General features: G+C 61.4%; 6 protein-coding genes and 1 pseudogene. 3 read left to right on the top strand and 4 right to left on the bottom strand.

Annotated features, from left to right (window positions below; genetic code table 11):
- Window positions 1–302: 302 nt before the first annotated feature.
- A pseudogene (locus WA950_RS18130) lies at window positions 303–392 on the top strand (sulfite exporter TauE/SafE family protein); the annotation flags it as partial.
- A 91-nt stretch (window positions 393–483) separates the two neighbouring features.
- Here WA950_RS18130 and WA950_RS18125 read toward each other — a convergent pair.
- From WA950_RS18125 to WA950_RS18110, 4 genes are read right to left on the bottom strand one after another with little or no spacing between them, the layout of a single operon-like run.
- Window positions 484–1,551 (bottom strand): threonine aldolase family protein, encoded by a 1,068-nt coding sequence (locus WA950_RS18125; RefSeq protein WP_424553118.1) that lies wholly within the window; start codon window positions 1,549–1,551, stop codon window positions 484–486.
- A complete protein-coding gene (locus tag WA950_RS18120; RefSeq protein ID WP_424553117.1) occupies window positions 1,548–2,582 on the bottom strand; it encodes a succinylglutamate desuccinylase/aspartoacylase family protein in 1,035 nt (344 codons plus the stop codon). The genes WA950_RS18125 and WA950_RS18120 overlap by 4 nt, the downstream gene beginning before the upstream one ends.
- Window positions 2,583–2,621: 39 nt before the next feature.
- Window positions 2,622–4,160, bottom strand: coding sequence for an ABC transporter substrate-binding protein (locus WA950_RS18115; RefSeq protein WP_424553116.1), 1,539 nt, complete (start codon window positions 4,158–4,160; stop codon window positions 2,622–2,624).
- Window positions 4,161–4,174: 14 nt separating this feature from the next.
- Entirely contained in the window at window positions 4,175–4,846 is a 672-nt protein-coding gene (locus WA950_RS18110; protein ID WP_424553115.1) for a GntR family transcriptional regulator, read from the bottom strand.
- A gap of 606 nt (window positions 4,847–5,452) precedes the next feature.
- On the opposite strand from WA950_RS18110, the gene WA950_RS18105 reads away from it, so the two are divergent.
- Window positions 5,453–13,636, top strand: a complete 8,184-nt coding sequence (locus tag WA950_RS18105) for a DUF7507 domain-containing protein (RefSeq protein WP_424553114.1) — start codon at window positions 5,453–5,455, stop codon at window positions 13,634–13,636.
- Complete coding sequence (locus WA950_RS18100) at window positions 13,633–17,232, top strand: TonB-dependent receptor (protein WP_424553113.1); 3,600 nt, start codon at window positions 13,633–13,635, stop codon at window positions 17,230–17,232. The genes WA950_RS18105 and WA950_RS18100 overlap by 4 nt, the downstream gene beginning before the upstream one ends.
- Window positions 17,233–17,254 lie beyond the last annotated feature (22 nt).

Here is a 17,254-nt window from a genome sequence, read left to right as displayed (position 1 = left end):
ATCGCATCTTCAGCGAGACGCACGAGGTGATGTCTGTCGTCGCGGACCGCAAGCTCGCGGACGATAAGCAGCGCAAATCGAATTTGCTCCTGGTGTCTGCGCATCATCAACTCCCCATGGCGCGTTATCGAAATCGTGCCTTCACTTCCACAAAGCTGCAATAGCTAAATCTTGCACGCCGCCACGCACGCTAGCCATCACGGTAGCGTGTGGTAGAGAACAAACAGGCCCTCCGCTTCTTCAAACCATCCTGCGCGGCGTGTGCGAGGCCTTTCAAATCCGGGCAAAACTCGAAATTCTGTCAGCGCCAGATCTACCGCGCATGCTACGGCCTGCTCGTCGTCACCGCGATCAAGCTGCTCTGGGACGGTCTTTCCGGATTCTATGGATAGAGCGGCACTCGTAACCAGGAAGTTTGCAGCAGAACCTTTGCAAGGCGGAGCGACCGGCAAAAGCCGGCCTCACCGACGCGCTACGCGTCATTCAGAGCAAACGACTCTCGGCAGGTTCAATCGTAGCCCATGAAACTGCAAGACACTCTTCGATAGCGAAGGCAAGGGCCGTGATCTCCGCCGGCTGGGTGCTGTGCGATGTCACCAGGCGAGCGGCCTGGCTTCCATCCGGCTGTTTGATCAGATAGTGGCGGAAGCCCTTGTCCGTCAGGATCCGGCTTTGCCCGGAGGTCATCTCGACGAAGACCATGTTGCTCTCGACGGAGTAGAGCGGCCGAATTCCGCGCGCTTGCAACAGCTGGCCGAGCATGGCGGCCATGGCGTTACAGTGCTGTGCCGCACGCAACCAGAACCCGCCATCCAGCCAGGCGTGGATTTGCGCCGAAAGAAACCACATTCGAGCCCCGAGATGGCCGGCCCGCTTCATCATGCGTCGAAAATCACGTGCATCGTCAGGAGAGAAGAAGATGACGGCCTCTGCCCCGATCGCTCCCCCCTTGGTCGCCCCAAGACACAGCACGTCGACTCCGGCCCGCCAGGTCAGATCTGAGGGAGAGGCACCGGTGAACGCCACCGCATTGGCAAACCGGGTGCCGTCCATATGCACGCGCATGCCAGCTGCCTTGGCCTTGCCCGCAAGATGGGAGATCTCGTCGGGGTGATAGACCAATCCGGTCTCTGTGCTCTGGCTCAAGGAAAGGACGGTCGGTTTGCTGCGGTGCACATCCTGGCTGTCCACGAGGAGCGGCAGGCCCTCCGGCAATATTTTGCCGTGGCGGCCGACAACCGGGCAAAGCCGGGCTTGAGAGTGGAACTCGACCGCGCCGCATTCATCGAGAAAAATATGCGAATTGTCGCTGCAGATCACTTCGCCGAAGCGGCCTGACAGCTGGGCAATGGCGAGGGCATTGGCAGCCGTTCCCGTGAAAATCGGGAAGAAATCGACCTCGTGCTGAAAGATCCGGCTGAGACTGTCGCGGGTCTGCGCAGTGATTTCGTCATCCGCATAGGCCGAACCGCCGGCTGCCAATGCGTCCTGCAATCTTGCGAGAACGGCAGGAGCCGGTGGGCATGTATTGTCGGAACGAAAGTCATTCACGTCAGTTTTTCCATGGATTTCAAAATTTCATCGCGGCCCATCTCATCCAGGAGATGGAACAGGCAATCGCCTTCCCGGCTACGCCCCATCGCGCGGATGACGGAAACGATGCCGCCAACCTTGAAGCGCAGTTCCACGGGGGCCTCCAATGGGCTTTCCGGCAGGTGCATGTAGCCGGCAAGCTGGCCTGCCTCTACCATTTCACCCAGCACGACAAGTGGTTCAAGCACCCCGTCCTGGGGCGCGTAGATGAAATGATCCTGGATGTTGAACACGAAACGTGTCGGGATGTCGGCCCGCCATTTCTCTTCCATCGGCAGGATGCCGAGATGGTCCAGCAGCCGGTAGATGCAGCGCTCGGCCACTTCGAGGGCACCGTGATCGAGCCGCCCGCCACCACCGAACTCGCCCGAAAGGTGGATCACACCCTTGCGAAGTGCCGCCCGCCCGGCCACGGGCCCTCTCGGGCAACCGGACTGTGCCCAGGAAAGCGGGGCGTTCATGGCTTCAAGGGCCGCGAATGTTCTTTGCGCCGTCGCCTTATCCGTGCCGAGGTCGGCATAGGAGCACGACAAATGGTTCAGGGAGCTCCCCCCGGAATGCAGATCGAGAACGGCATCGCAATGGGTGAACAGTTCCTCGGCGATGAAGGCGGCAATACAGCCAGTCGGAGTATCGGTGTAGCTCTCGCCGAAGGAGCGGTTCAGGTTCCCTTCATCCAGTGGCGAGGTGCGCTGCCCAGCCGTTACCGCTGGACGGTTTGCGGCCGGCAACACGAGGATCCGGCCGCGGATCCGATCCACATCAAGCTCGCGGATCAGGCGGGTCAGGGCAAGCTGTCCTTCATATTCATCACCGTGGGATCCCGCCATCAGGAGAAGGGTCGGTCCTACTCCATTGGCAAAGACTGCCAGGGGGATCGGAATCGTTCCATATGCCGAACGATGCACCGAGTGCTCGACCCGAATGAAGCCTATTTGTCGACCCGGGGCCTCCAGGTCGACATCGGTCCAGGCTGCTGACAGTGACATGCAATATCTCCGCTGGAAAACGGGTTGGTGGCCGCGCGCTTACTCTTCAATCCAGACGCGTTCGATGACCCTGTCGCCAGACAGGTCGGATACGCCGCTCGGCTCGAAACCCTTGACCCGGATGGATTTGGCATCGAGGAAATCCGCGAAGATCGGAATCACGCTCGGGCCTTCCTCGTGCAGGATTTTCTGCAGCTCGCCATAGATTTCCTTGCGCTTGTCGAAATCGAGCGTCGCCTTGCCCTCGGCAAGAAGCTTGTCGAAGCGCTCGTTGGACCAGTAGCTTTCATTCCAGGCAGAACCCGTGCCGTAGATCAGGGAAAAGGTCTGGTCGATCGGTCGGTTCAGCCAGCTCGAAACCGCGAATGGCTTCTTCATCCAGGTATCGGACCAATAGCCGTCCGCCGGGCGCCGGATGACATTGAGATTGATGCCGGCAGCGCCGGCCTTGCTCTGATAGACCTCCGACAGGCTGACCGCCTCGGGCAAGGCGGCATCCGAAGTGTAAAGTTCAAGCGACAACGTCTCGATCCCGGCCTCCTTGAGATGGAACCTGGCGCGGTCCGGGTCGAAACCGCGCTGTTCCAGCGCGCCATTGTAATAGGGGTTGTCCGGCGAGATTGGGTGGTCATTGCCGAGCGATCCGAGCCCGCCCATGACGACATCCAGCATGAGCTTGCGGTCGCAGCCATATTTCAACGCCTCGCGGATATGGTTGTCATCGGTCGGCTTTGCATTGAAGGCGCAAATGAATGTCCAGTGCACCGCTCCGGGGGAGCGCACCAGTTCCAGCGCGTCGTTCCGGTTTATGAAGGCGGCAACCTTGCGATCCAGCTGGTTTATGATATCCGCCTTGCCACTCTGAAGCGCCGCCACGCGTGCGGTCGGATCATTGACGACCGTGATTTCGACGCGCTCGACATGGGCGCGATCCGTCTTCCAGTAATCTGGATTGCGCTTCAGCGTCGCCCGGATTCCGGGCTCGAAGCTCTCGAGAATGTAGCCGCCGGTGCCGGTGAGATTTGCCCAGTCCTCAAAGCCCTTCGGAACGATCATGGCGTGGTAGTCGGCGAAGGTCCGCATGAACTCTGCATTGGCGCTGTCTAGCTTGAGGGTGACCTCATGACTGCCCGTGGCGGTCAACTCGGCGATCACCCCGAAAAGCGACTTGGCCCCGGAGGTCGAGTCCTCGCTGCGATGAAGGTTCACCGAATATACGACGTCCTCGGCATCCAGCGATTTGCCGTTGTGGAACAAGACATCCTTGCGGATACGGAGGATCCAGTTGATCGCATCGGTGCTTTCCCAGCTTTCGGCAAGCTCGGGGACGAGCGTTCCATCCGGAAGGATTTCGACAAGCTGGTTGCAAACCGCCACGCCGACGACCCGCTGCATCTGCTGGGTGAAGGCGCGCGGGTCGAGGGAATTGTCCGAACTGCCGCCTGCCATCGCGATGCGCAGTTCACCACCCTTTCGCGGTTCTGCAGCCCAGCTCACACCGAGGGGTAACAGCAGTCCCGCAGCGGTGCTTCCCGCCAGAAAACCGCGTCTGGTAAGCGACGATATGCAATTCGACATGGTTGGATCGCCTTCTATTGCTCGTGTTGTCCGGATAGATTGTTCTGCAGATCCTGCATGTCGTCGTGCAGGCTGCGCTGTGTATGGATGCGCATGGCACTCGCCGCAGCATCTCCGTCCCGGGCGAGGATCGCCTCGAAGATCGGCTTGTGCCATTCCAGCAGGTTGATGCGTCGCGGCCAGTTTTTTTCCGACCACCTGTAAAGCCACTCGGTCAGCCCGGAGATGCCGTCATATTGACGGAGAAGCAGCTTGTTGCCGCTGGCCCGGACGATATTCGCATGGAAGCCCAGGTCCGCCTGGAGGCGCTCTTCAGCGCCCCGTGAGGCCTCGGCAACGACAAGCCGCTCGTAGGAAGCGACCAGCTTCATCCGCTCGTCGTCATCCAGGCGCTCCGAAAGAAGGCGCACCGATAGCTCCTCGAGGGCACCGCGGACCTGATAGTTCTCACGAAGGATTTCTTCGTCGACGGTTTGCACCGCCCAACCCGAGTAAGGCCACCGCACGACCAGATTCTCGGTCGCCATGGCGGACAGGGCCGCCCTGATCGTACCGCGCGCAACCTGCATCTTGTCTGACAGGTCCTGCTCGGTGAGCCGCAAGCCGGGGGGCAGCGTGGCGCCGATGATCATTTCGCGCAGTTGTTGAGCGGCGCGATCCACCAGACTGAGTTTCTCAAGTTCCATCGCCCTTCTCCTTCGGGGTGTATCATTGTTAATTGTCAACAATTGTCAATATGGGTATTTAGGATGCATCGCTATAAGTGCGGCGCACTTGAGTGCCATCGATCGTTTGGCCGTAAACGCGGATTTCGGCGCACCTTTTCATTGGTTTGCCGGTGATGGAGCCAGCATCCCAATGGAGACTGCGGACGCAATGACAATTGATGAAAGAGAGAATACGGAACCGCTGCGTGTGGTGCGGGTTCTTAGCGACGGGAAGCGGCGCTATGCTCGACCGCGAAGGCTCCGCTGATCGAAGCATGCCTTGATCCGGGCGTGTCGATCGCGGGATTGGGGGTCCAGTCACCGAGCTTCACTCCAGTGCATAATCGTGAACGGAATGTCTTTATTTTTTGGGAGCCTTCCTCTACGGGTGATTTGATATGAATCGCAGTACAGGGCATGTGACTATAAGTTGAAATAAAGATTATTTTCCGCACTGGCTGTATCCGTGATTGATGACTACTTGTAGTAACTGACGCCTCTCTACATTAGACAAAAATTAATTTCATTTCTGATCGTCGGGATTTGCGTTTGCAGATTTCGCCGCAAATTTTCCAGGTTTTGTAAGTGCCTCACATTACTAGGGTCGCCGCCGCCTGCCTTTTCAAGGCAGTGGGTACCATCGGATTCGTCTGTCTGTTCGCCGTCTCGACGGCCTATGCCCAGGTCAATGGCGGCTGGACGCTGAATATCGACAATTCGGGATACAACCCGATTCCGGCTGGTGGCCTGCTGCCCTATGCGGTGAGGATCGACAACAACGACAATGCGTCGACACCATCGACGACGGTCGAGTTCACGATCCCGGCGACGACGGTGTTTGTCGGTGTCGACGGCCTGCAAAACTGCACCCCGTTGCCGGACGCGAGCCAGCTGACAGCACCACTGCAGGTGACCTGCGATGTTCCCACGCTGTCGCCGGGGAGCGGCCTCAACGCCACAGTCAATCTGCGCCCAATGGCGATGGGCAACATCTCTCTCGCGGCCAAGATAGCCGATCCCGGGCCGAGCTTCACCCGCATGACCACCGTCGAGCTAGGCGCCGACCTTTCGGTGGCTCTTCAACTCGATCCGGCGACGGTGCAGGCGGGGTCGAATGCCAAGTTCAAGGCTACGGTGACCAATGAAGGTCCGTATCCGGCAAGTGGTGCGACGCTGACTATCCCACTGCCGACGGGCCTGTCATCCAACGTCACCCTTCCGCCTGGCTGTTCCTATGCCGCTCCCGACATCAAGTGCGAAATCCCCGGCCCGATCGCCTCCGGTGCATCGGTCGCCCTCGATTTCGAGAGCCAAGTGACGACTGAAAACGCCTCGACGATCACAGTAGCGGCCGGGATATCGAGCAAGGGGCCGCGCGATCCGATCCCGACGAACAATGACGTGACGGCCGACATAGCCGTCCTTCCGGGAACCGATGTCAGCATAGGCAAAACGCGCAGCCCGCAGGGGCTGATCCTCGTGGGCGATGAAGTCAGCTTTACCCTCCAGCCCCGCCATGCCGGGGTGAAGCCGACGCAGGCGACGATTGCGGATGTCCTGCCGGCCAACTACCAGTTTGTCAGCGTCAACGCTGTTGCCGGCAGCGGCTGGTCATGTTCGGCAAGCGGCCAGAGCATCGACTGTGGCTACACAGCGGCCGCGGGGACAGACTACAGCAAGCCGATCACCATCACTGCGCGCGCGACTGCCGCGACGGCCGCGGGCGTTGGCGTCACCAACGTCGCGACGATCAGTTCTCCCAACGAGAACACCGATGCTGGCGCCAACAACTCCGGCAATGACGGCGCAGCCTTCATTGCCGAACCTGTTATCGACCTCGTCGCGCAGAAGTCCGGCCCGCCCCGCGGGCTCGTCACGGTCGGCAATTCCTATGATTTCCGCCTGAGCACACGCAACGACGGCAACGCCGGATTTCAGGGGCCGCTGACGATCACCGACCATCTGCCGGCTGGCTTGACCGTGACTGCGATCGCTGCGCCGGCCGGCTGGACTTGCCCGGCCGTCCCGATCACAGGCGCCATGGACGTCGTCTGCACGACCAACATGTACACGCAGGCCTCGCCTCTCGGCCCGACACAGCAAACCGAGACCATCGTGTTGACGACGAAGGTCACGGCAGCCGGCTCGATCACCAACAGCATGACGGTATCGTTCGACGACTATCCGAACGGCGATGAGCACCCCGGCAACAACACGACGTCAGCGGGTGTGGAGAGTGCCGACGGTCTCAATTGGGCCGATATCAGCGTCATCAAGACGCGCAATCCCGTGCCCGCCCAGATTTTCGCCGGCGAGCCGATCACGTTCAACATCGAGGTGGTGAACGCCGGACCGGCAATCGCAAACAATGTGGTGCTCGACGACAGGCTGAACGATATCGTCGCAGCAGCCGGCGGCGGCGAGCCGGGACCCGGCGATGTCGGGATCAGCATCGTACCGGGCCTGGCGGCGGGAATGAGTTGCCAGACGCCGACCAGCAGCGGCTATTCGCGCGACCTGCAGTGCATCTTGCCGTCACTGCCGGTCTGCGTCGCGGGAAGCGGCGATTGCCCGGTCGTTTCAGTCACGGTCCGGCCAGGCAGCCAGGGTGCCAAACAGAACACGGCCGTCGCCTTCTCGACGACCGTTCCCGACAACGACACCGGCAACAACAGCCACAGCGTCAACTACACCGTCGACCCGCGCACGGACGTGACCGTAACCAAGGTCAGCCCCTCGTCGGCGGCCGGCGCGGCGGCGGGCCAGGAGCTGGTCTATGTGCTGACCGCAAGCGTCCCGCGCAATGGGCTGAGCGGAGCGGACAACGTTGTGCTCACCGATACGCTGCCGCTCGGCCTGCGTTTTCTCAGCGCCGTGCCGAGCTCCGGCGCATGCACGACGTCTCCTGCTGCCGGGACTGTCACAGTTCCGAGCTCGCAGATGCTGATCTGCAATCTGGGCACGATCGCGAACGGATCGCAGCAGACGGTAACGGTCCGCGCCGTTCCCACGACGCCGCTTACCAACACATCGATAACCAACAAGGTGGTTGTCTCGACCACCACCCCCGAGGTGGTTCCAAACAACAACGAAGCCGACCTGACGATCGCGATTCTGCCCCCCCAGCTGGACCTCATCATCACCAAGACCGACGGCCCGGACCCGGTCCTCATCACGGAAAACACGAGCTACACAGTCAAAGTCCGCAACAGCGGGCCGTCTGATGCGACAAATGTCAGGGTCGTCGACACGCTTCCTGTTTCCGGTCTGGCCGACCCGAAAATCGCGATAGCGCCGATCGGCGGAACCTGCACATTGGCCGGCGCCAGCGCCATGACACCGGGCGGCAGCGTCACCTGCGACATCCCTTATCTGGCCAGCAACAGCTCCGAGACCTTTGTGATCAACATGAAGGCAATCGCCCGGGGCCGGCATACCAACAATGTCTCCGTCACCTCAGACGAGACGGCGCTTGGCTATGAAGCACCGACCGACAACAACAAGTCTTATGAGGACACCACGGTTCGGGTGAAGGCCGACCTCGCGGTGACGAAGGTGCCAAGTGTCGGAACCGTTGACCTTCGCAAGGAATTTTCCTGGACCATAACCGTTACGAATAAGACGGGCTCGGGCCTCGACTTCGCCGAAGAGGTCACCCTCGTCGACAACCTGCCGGATGGCATGGAGTTGACGGCCCTGCCCGCCCCATCGGCCGGCACCTGCACGGGCGCCATCGGGCAACGCAACATCAGCTGCGCATTGGGCGATATCGCTCCGGGCGGTACGGTGACGATCACCCTGAAGACGAAGATCACCAAGATGTCGGCGCAGGCCGCCGAGAATTCGGCGACGGCCACCACGCAGTCCCACGATCAGGACCTGTCCGACAACACCGGCACCGGCAAGGTGACCACCGTCGAGGGCAGCAGCATCAAAGGTACGCTCTATCGCGACTTCAACGCCGACAATGCCAAGGATGCGGTCGATACCGGAATTCCCGGTGTCATCATCCATGTGGAAGGCACGGCCGTCCACGACAATGCCGCGATTTTGCAAACTGTGACGACTGACGAGCACGGCAACTACAGCTTCGATGACCTGCCGCCCGGCACCTACAGCGTCTACTACGGCACCATTTCCGAAAAGCATCTGGTTGACGGCAAGGCGTTGCCTGGCCCCAGCGCCGGGACGGCGACCGCAAGTGGCGTCGGCCGGATCAACAACATCGTCATCACCAATGCCATCAGCGGCATCAACCAAAACTTCACCCGCGTGCCGCTCGCGCGCATTGGCGTCGGCAAGGTGGCGAGAGCCCCGGTTATCCTGGCCGATGGCAGCTACATCATCAACTACTCGCTGACGATCAAGAACTTCAGCCTCGAACCCATGACGGGCATCGCCCTTTCGGACGTTCTCAATGGGGCATCGCAGAATTTCGGCACCAATAGCGGCAGCGCAACGCCGGCCGAGGGGCAATATCGGATAAATTCGGTTTCCGGGAACTTCGGATCGCTCAATGCGGGTTTCAACGGGGCAACCAACACCAACATTGTGACGGGAGGAACACTGGCTGCCGGCGCGACCGGCACGGTGACCTACGCCGTTCAAGTCAATCCTGTGGTTCCGCGCGTCGTACCTGCACTTGTCCATACCAATCAGGCAGGGGCCACCGGCCACGGCCAGCATTCGGGCCAGAATCCCACGGACCTGTCGCACAACAATGCCGACCCGGATCCGGACGGCAACGGCATCCCCAACGAAAACGGGAACAACACCCCGACCACGGTGACGCCTGCGGCCTCGGCGGCCATCACGCTCGACAAGACGGCGGCCTTCAGCCCGGCCGGCAGCACAGCGGTGCCCGGAGAGTTGGTGACCTACACCTTCAAGGTCACGAACACCGGCAAAACGCCACTGCTCAACGTTACTGTGACCGACCCCCTGAGCGGTCTGAACTGGGCCTCGAATACGCCGATTGCACGTCTCAACCCGGGCGAGTCGAACAATACGGCATTCAAGGCCACCTATGCACTGACCCAGGCTGACATCGATCGCGGTACACTTCCCAACACGGCAACGGCGACCGGCCAATGGGGTGTCGACGGCGGTGCGCCTGTCAACGTCACCAACACCGGCAGTGCAACCGTACCGGCGCTCAGCATGCCTGGTCTCACCATCGTCAAGGAAGTTCATGATGCGAGCGCCGTTGCCAACCCCACGGTGGTCGGGAACACAATCCGCTACAAGTTCACGGTCACCAACACTGGCAACACCACCCTGCGCAAAGTCAAGGTGATCGACGCCTTGGCCGGCATCGTGACCGATCCTGCTGGCGCGTTCACAATCGGCACGTTGGTGCCGCAGGCCTCGACGGTCGTCTATGCCGACTATGCCGTGCAGTTGAAGGACATCAACGCCGGCAAGGTTGACAACAGCGCCACCGCCAGCGGGGTACACGGCCCGACCGATACGCCGATCACGACACCGCCGAGCACCACCTCTGTGCTGCTCCACCAGAAGCCCGGCCTGAGCTTGACCAAGGTGCTGAGCAGCACCATTCCAACTGTGCCGCGCGCAGGAGACGTGCTGACCTGGACGGTGACCGCCCAAAACACCGGCAACGTCACGCTGACCAATCTGGTGGCGAGCGACCCGTTCCCCGATGCGACGGTGACGCCCGCCAGCGTTACCAGCCTGGCGCCGGGCGCCACAGTCGACTTCACCGTCAAGGCACCACTGACACAGGCCGACATCAATGCCGGCCAGGTAACGAACAAGGCAAAGATCGAATTCGATAGTCAGACAGGTCCGCAGACCTCCACGGATTCGAACGTCGTCACGACGCCGTTGCCGACGCATTCGCCGTCGATAGCCCTGACCAAGATTGGCGACGTCTCCGGTCTTTCCAACCCGCCGCAACCGGGCGAGGAGATCACCTACAAGATTGTTGTCCGAAATACCGGCAACGTCCCACTCGACAACATCACGCTGGTCGATCTGCTGCCCGGCGTGGTGATCGACCCCGCTGACGCGCTGGCCCTGTCGAGCGTCGTCCTGCAGCCCCAGAACGCGGCAGGCAATGCCTCTGGTACGGAGATCGAAGTCAACGCGATCTACCCGCTCATGAAGAAGGACATCGATGCAGGTTCGGTGATCAACACGGCTGTCACCACGGGCAAGTCGACCGTTGATTCCAGCCAGACCGTTACCGATCGTGGCGGCACGACCTTTGAAACGGACGATCCGACAACGACAATCATACCGCAGGCGCCGGAGATCCGGTTGGTGAAGTCGATCACCACCGCGGCGCTAAGCACGCCGCCCAAGGCTGGCGATGTGATCACCTACGGCTTTGCCATCCACAACACTGGCAACGTGACGATGCAAGGTATCGCGCTGGCAGAGCTGGTCGCTGATGTCGCCGTTCACAATCCGTCGGGTTGGGCCGGGCCGTTGGCGGCGGGTGAGATCAATACGGATGCCTTCACCGCCACCTACGCCCTCAAGCAGGCCGACATCGATCGGGGCAGCTTTGCCAATACGGCGCTGGTTTCCGGAACGGCTCCCGGGACCGGTGGTGTCCCGATGACCGTGACGGATACCTCGGGTACCGACACGACAAACGACACGCCCGTCGAGCTGCTGCTGACCAAGATATCGGCACTCGACATCGAAAAGTCCTACACTGCCACTCTGAGCACACCGCCCAAGCCTGGCGACGTGGTGACCTACAGCTTCGTCGTCACCAACACGGGCAACGTGACTTTGACAGACGTCGAAGTCAGCGATCCGCTGGCCGATCTGGCCATGCCTGTGACGACGATACCAACGCTTCTGCCGGGTCCGGAAAATGCCGTGACACTGACGGCGACCTATGAGCTCAAGCTATCGGATATCCATGCGGGCGAGGTGCGCAACACAGCCACGGTCGAGGGTATCTACACGGATCCGGTCACGGGCATTGCAACCCCGGTACCGCCGGTCAGTTCCGATGAAGTCGTGATTCCGATTGCACAGGCGCCTTCGATCGCGCTGGTGAAGTCGGCGGTGTCGGGCCTCAACGAGCCCGCAACGGCGGGCGAGACCATCACCTACACCTTCGTGGTGACCAACACCGGCAACCTGGGCCTCACCGATGTCAAGATCGTCGATCCGTTGCCGGGGATTGTGCCATCGTCGTTCAATGTTGGAAATCTCGCCCCGGGAGCATCGCAGAGCGTCACAGCGACTTATGCCATCGTCGCCGCAGATATCGACGCCGGGAAGGTCGAAAACCAGGCGTTGGTAACCGCCAACTATCTCGACGGCACGGTTACAAAGCCGGTGCAAGATTTGTCGGGCTCGACGAAGGAGACGGACGACCCGGTTGTCGTTCCGATCGTGCCGCCGGCTCCGGCTCTGGAAATCGTCAAGTCGGGCTCCTTCGAGGATACCGATGGCAGCGGTGCGCCCACGGTGGGCGACCGGCTGGTCTACACCTTCAAGGTGACGAATACCGGCAATATTGTGCTCGATCAGGTAACCCCGGTCGATGCCGGTCCTACCTTCAACGGCCTGCCGGCCGGTGCCAGCCTGTCGGCGATGACGCCGGCGGCGCTGACGCTTGCCCCCGGCCAGGACGCGACCTTCGAGGCGACGTACTCCCTGACCCAGGGAGACATCAACAATGCCGCCGGCATTGTCGATGGCACAGACAACACTGCCCGGGCGCAAGGATACCGCGACGGCAAGGTGATTTCGTCGAACCTGGTGGTATCGAATAGCAGCAACGCCCTGATTCAGCTGCCGGCGGTTGCGCCTGCGGATATCAGCCTCACCAAGCAGGCCGGGTTGCGCTACATCCGCATTGGCGAGAAGGCGCCCTACACGATCACGGTGACCAACAATGCCGTATCAAAGGTCAGCGGCCTCATCATAAAGGACGTGATGCCCGCCGGCTTCCGCTTCGTCGAGGGTTCGGCAGCGATTGACGATGTGGCGGTGACGCCCAACGTCAACGGACGCAACATCGTGTTCGAAAACCTGACGCTACCCGCTGGTGGCAAGGCAGTCATTCGACTTCAGCTGACCGCGCTGAGCTCTGCCGGTCCGGGCAAGCACGTCAACACAGCCATCGCTACGAACAAGGATGGCGGCAAGGTCGCGCCGGATGCCAAGGCATCCATCGAAATCCTGGCCGAGCCGGTCTTCGACTGCGGCGAGATCATAGGCAAGGTCTTCGATGACGAGAACGGCAACGGGTATCAGGACAAGGGCGAACTGGGTCTGCCCGGTGTGAGGCTTGCTACGGTCAAGGGCGTGCTGGTGACCACGGACGCGCATGGCCGCTTCCACGTCGCCTGTGCCGACCTGCCTGACCAGCGTATCGGCTCGAACTTCATCATGAAACTCGACACGCGCACGCTGCCGTCCGGCTACAGCCTGACCACCGAGAACCCGCGCGTCGTACGGCTCACCGCCGGCAAGATGACCAAGCTCAACTTTGGCGCCGCGATTGGCCGTGTCGTCAAACTCGACCTCAAGGACGAGGCATTCGTTGCAGGCACGCCGGCCCTGCGCGCGGAATGGATCAAGGGCCTCGATCAACTCGTGGAGCTGCTCGGCAAGGAGCCGTCGATCCTGCGTATCCACTACCTCGCGACTGCCGACGGCAAGCCGCTTGCCGACGCGCGAATGCAGGCCTTGAAAACTGAAATCGCCAGGCGCTGGCGGGCGGCAGGCCACAGCAAGTCGCTCGATGTCGAAACGCGCGTGGAGGCAAGCAAGTGAGATTCGATGTGAAAGTCCGCCTCCTCAACGCGAACTCGGCCTTGCGTGCAGCTCTCCTCGCCGGCAGTGCGATTGCGCTGGTCGGCTCGGCCAGCATTGCCTGGTCTGCCGAGAATGGCGACATCCCGTTTGCAATCAGCGTCGACGGGGAACCCGTCGCCGAGGGGGCCAAGCGGACGGAAGATGACGTCGCCCGCAAGGCGGATGTCGATCTGTCCAAGGTCGACATCCAGGTCAAGTTCGACGGGTTGGAGGCCAAGCCCCTGCTCAATGTCTCGACCGTGCCGATCCGCCGAACATACAAAGCCGGCGAGGCAGTCGATTTCCTTGCAACCTCCAACTATCCCGCTTTCATCGATCGGGCCGAAATTCGCATCTATCCCGAGGACGGGAAGGATGTGGCCGCGCCGCTTGCGGTGGTGCCGGTAACGATCAACGGCGAGGCTTCCTGGAGGATGCCGGCCAGGAATGCTGGCGAGGACGAGAGCGACTTCGTCTATGTACTGCGCGTCTATGACGCCAAAGGCCGCTATGACGAGACGGTGCCGCTGACCATGGCACGCGCTACACGCGATCTGGCAGTGGATGCCAGGCAGGCGGCTGTCGCGCCCGGCATGGGTGAGGACCGCACCGGATCGCGAAACATCCCGATCAGCGGCGGCGCCGTCACCGTATTTGGACGCAACTTGCCTGAAGGCCACCGGGTCGTTGCGTTGGGCGAGAATGTGCCGCTCGACGGCGAACGCGACTTTGTGATGCAACGCATCCTGCCCCCCGGCGACCATCAGGTCGATGTTGCGGTCCAGAGTCTATCCAAGCCAAGTGCGCTCGACTTCAATCGCCGCATCAAGATCCCCGACAACGACTGGTTCTATGTCGCGCTCGCCGATCTCACCGTCGGCAAGCGCATTGGCGACGCCGACATCGAGAGCGTCCGCCCCGGAGAATATGACGACATCTACACCAACGGCCGGCTTGCCTTCTATGTGAAGGGCAAGGTCAAGGGAAAATACCTGCTGACCGCTGCCGGTGACACCGGCGAAGACAAGATCGAGAACATGTTCCGCGGCCTTGATAGCAAGGACCCACGGCAATTGCTGAGGCGTCTCGATCCTGACGACTACTATCCGGTCTATGGCGACGACTCGACCATGGTCGAGGACGCGCCGACCAATGGCAAGTTCTTCGTCCGTCTCGAACGCGGCGACAGTCATGTCATGTGGGGCAATTACAAGACCCGCATCACGGGCACTGAGTTCATGCGCTCCGAGCGCGCGCTCTATGGCGCGAGCGCTGTCTACCGCTCCGAGGAGACGACCTCCTTTGGCGAGCGCAAGGGCGAAGTCACTCTGTATGCGGCCCAGCCCGATACGCTGCCGCAGCGCGACGAGTTCCTCGGCACCGGCGGCTCGGCCTACTTCCTGAAGCGGCAGGACATAACCGTCGGCTCCGAAACGGTGACCGTCGAGATCCGCGATGCCGTTTCCGGCCGCATCGTCGAGCGCCGCACCCTCGTCTATGGCGAGGACTACAGCTTCGACTACATGCAGGGCGTGATGATCCTCAAGCGGCCGTTGTCGTCCTCGACGGGCACCAACGGCCCGGTGCGCGACGGCGCGCTCGGCGGCAACAAGGTCTACGTTCTCGCCCAGTACGAATACACGCCTCTTGTCACCGATGTCGACGGCTATGTCTTTGGCGGCCGTGGCCAGCAATGGCTGAATGACAAGGTGCGCGTCGGCGTTACCGGCATGAGCGAGACCACCGGCGAGGCGGACCAGCAAGCCTATGGCGCCGATATCCAATTGCGGCATTCCGAGAAGACCTTCCTAGAGGCCGAGGTCTCGCGCTCACGGGGACCCGGATTCGGCGCCTCGCGTTCGTATGACGGTGGCCTGACCCTCAGTGATGTAGACAGTATCGGCGACCCCGATCGCTCGGCCAACGCCTGGCGCGTGCGCGGCCAGCTCGATTTGGAGGACATCGCGAAGGGCGGTGTGAAGGGCACGATCGGCGGCTCCTACGAGGAGAAGCAGAGAGGCTTCGCGACACTATCTGACCAGACAAACATCGATCAGCGCATCTGGAACGCCCATGCCGACCTCGAACTCAGCGATCGCACGGGGCTGTCCCTTGTCTACGAAGGCATCTCCGACGACGACGGCAGGAAGGAAAGCAAGGGCAAGGCCAGCCTGAGCTACCAGCTCGACGAATATTGGAAGGCCTCCTTCGGCATCAGCTACACCGAGGTAATGTCCCCCCGCGCCATCGCCGCGAGCAAGCACGGCTATGACGGCTCGCGGCTCGATTCCGGCGTTAGACTGGAATACGAGCCGAACGACGACTGGAAAGCCTATCTCTTCGGGCAAGGCACGCTCAGTCGCTCGGGCGATATCCGCAGAAACGATCGCGTCGGTGTCGGCGGCGAGACAAGGCTCACCGACAAGGTTGGCGTGAGCGGCGAGGTCTCCTACGGCATCGGTGGCGTCGGCGCACTCGCCGCCGTCACCTACGATCCCAACGCCGACGACCACTACTACCTCGGCTACCGCCTGGATCCCGATCGCGCCTTCGATCTCGACCGCAGCTACGATCTCGTCGGCACGGATCGTGGCGCAATCGTCAGCGGCACGCGGCGCAAACTCGGCGAGTCCACTTCCGCCTATGCCGAGAACAGCTACGACATGTTCGGGCGGCGCCAATCGCTGACCCAGACCTACGGCGTTGTCTATACGCCCGACGCCGTTTGGACTGTCGATACCGGCTTCGAAGCCGGTTCCGTCGGCGACGACACCATCGACCCGGCGACAGGCCTGCAGCGCTCGGACTTCGACCGCACGGGCGTCTCGCTGTCGGTCGGATACAACGACGAGGAGGCAGGGATCAGCGCCCGCAGCCGCGGCGAAGCGCGCTTCGACGATTCCGAAGATGGCAGCCGCGATGCACGCTCCTATATGTTCGCCACCGGCGTGTCGTGGAAGACCAGCAATGACTGGCGCCTACTCGCCAACGTCGATGCGGTGCTCTCCGATTCAACCGCTGGCGCATTCCACGACGGGGACTATGTCGAGGCTTCGCTCGGCTATGCCTACCGGCCCGTCGACAATGACAGGCTCAATATGCTTTTCAAATACACCTGGCTTTATGACCTGCCGGGTGTCGATCAGATCGGCGTCAGTGGCAGCGTGGCCAGCCCCAAGCAGCGTAGCCATATTCTGTCGGCGGACCTGAGTTACGACCTGTTTCCGTGGTTGACGGTGGGCGGCAAATACGGCTTCCGTATTGGCGAGGTGCAACAGCGCACCAGCGACGGCTCGGAGACTTTCGGCAGCTGGGATCGCTCCTCTGCCCATCTCGGCATTCTGCGCGCCGACCTGCACATCGTGAAGGAGTGGGACCTGTTGCTCGAAGGCCGGGCTCTCTACATGCCGTCTGCCGAGACAACCGACTTCGGCGCGCTTGCAGCGGTCTACCGACACGTTGGCGACAACTTCAAAGTTGGCGTCGGCTTCAATTTCGGCGTCTTCTCCGACGATTTGCGCGACCTGACGCTGGACGACAGGGGGGCTTTTTTCAATATCGTTGGAAAATTCTGAAGATAACGAATAGCCCAACGCG

The sequence above is a fragment of the Shinella sp. genome, assembly GCF_049651085.1.
Lineage (GTDB): Bacteria > Pseudomonadota > Alphaproteobacteria > Rhizobiales > Rhizobiaceae > Shinella.
This window is presented reverse-complemented; position numbering and strand designations above follow the sequence as displayed.

Coding starts and splice junctions, on each gene's coding strand:
- WA950_RS18120 (WP_424553117.1), bottom strand. CDS start 2,582: ATGTCACTGTCAGCAGCCTGGACCGATGTCGACCTGGAGGCCCCGGGT.
- WA950_RS18115 (WP_424553116.1), bottom strand. CDS start 4,160: ATGTCGAATTGCATATCGTCGCTTACCAGACGCGGTTTTCTGGCGGGA.
- WA950_RS18110 (WP_424553115.1), bottom strand. CDS start 4,846: ATGGAACTTGAGAAACTCAGTCTGGTGGATCGCGCCGCTCAACAACTG.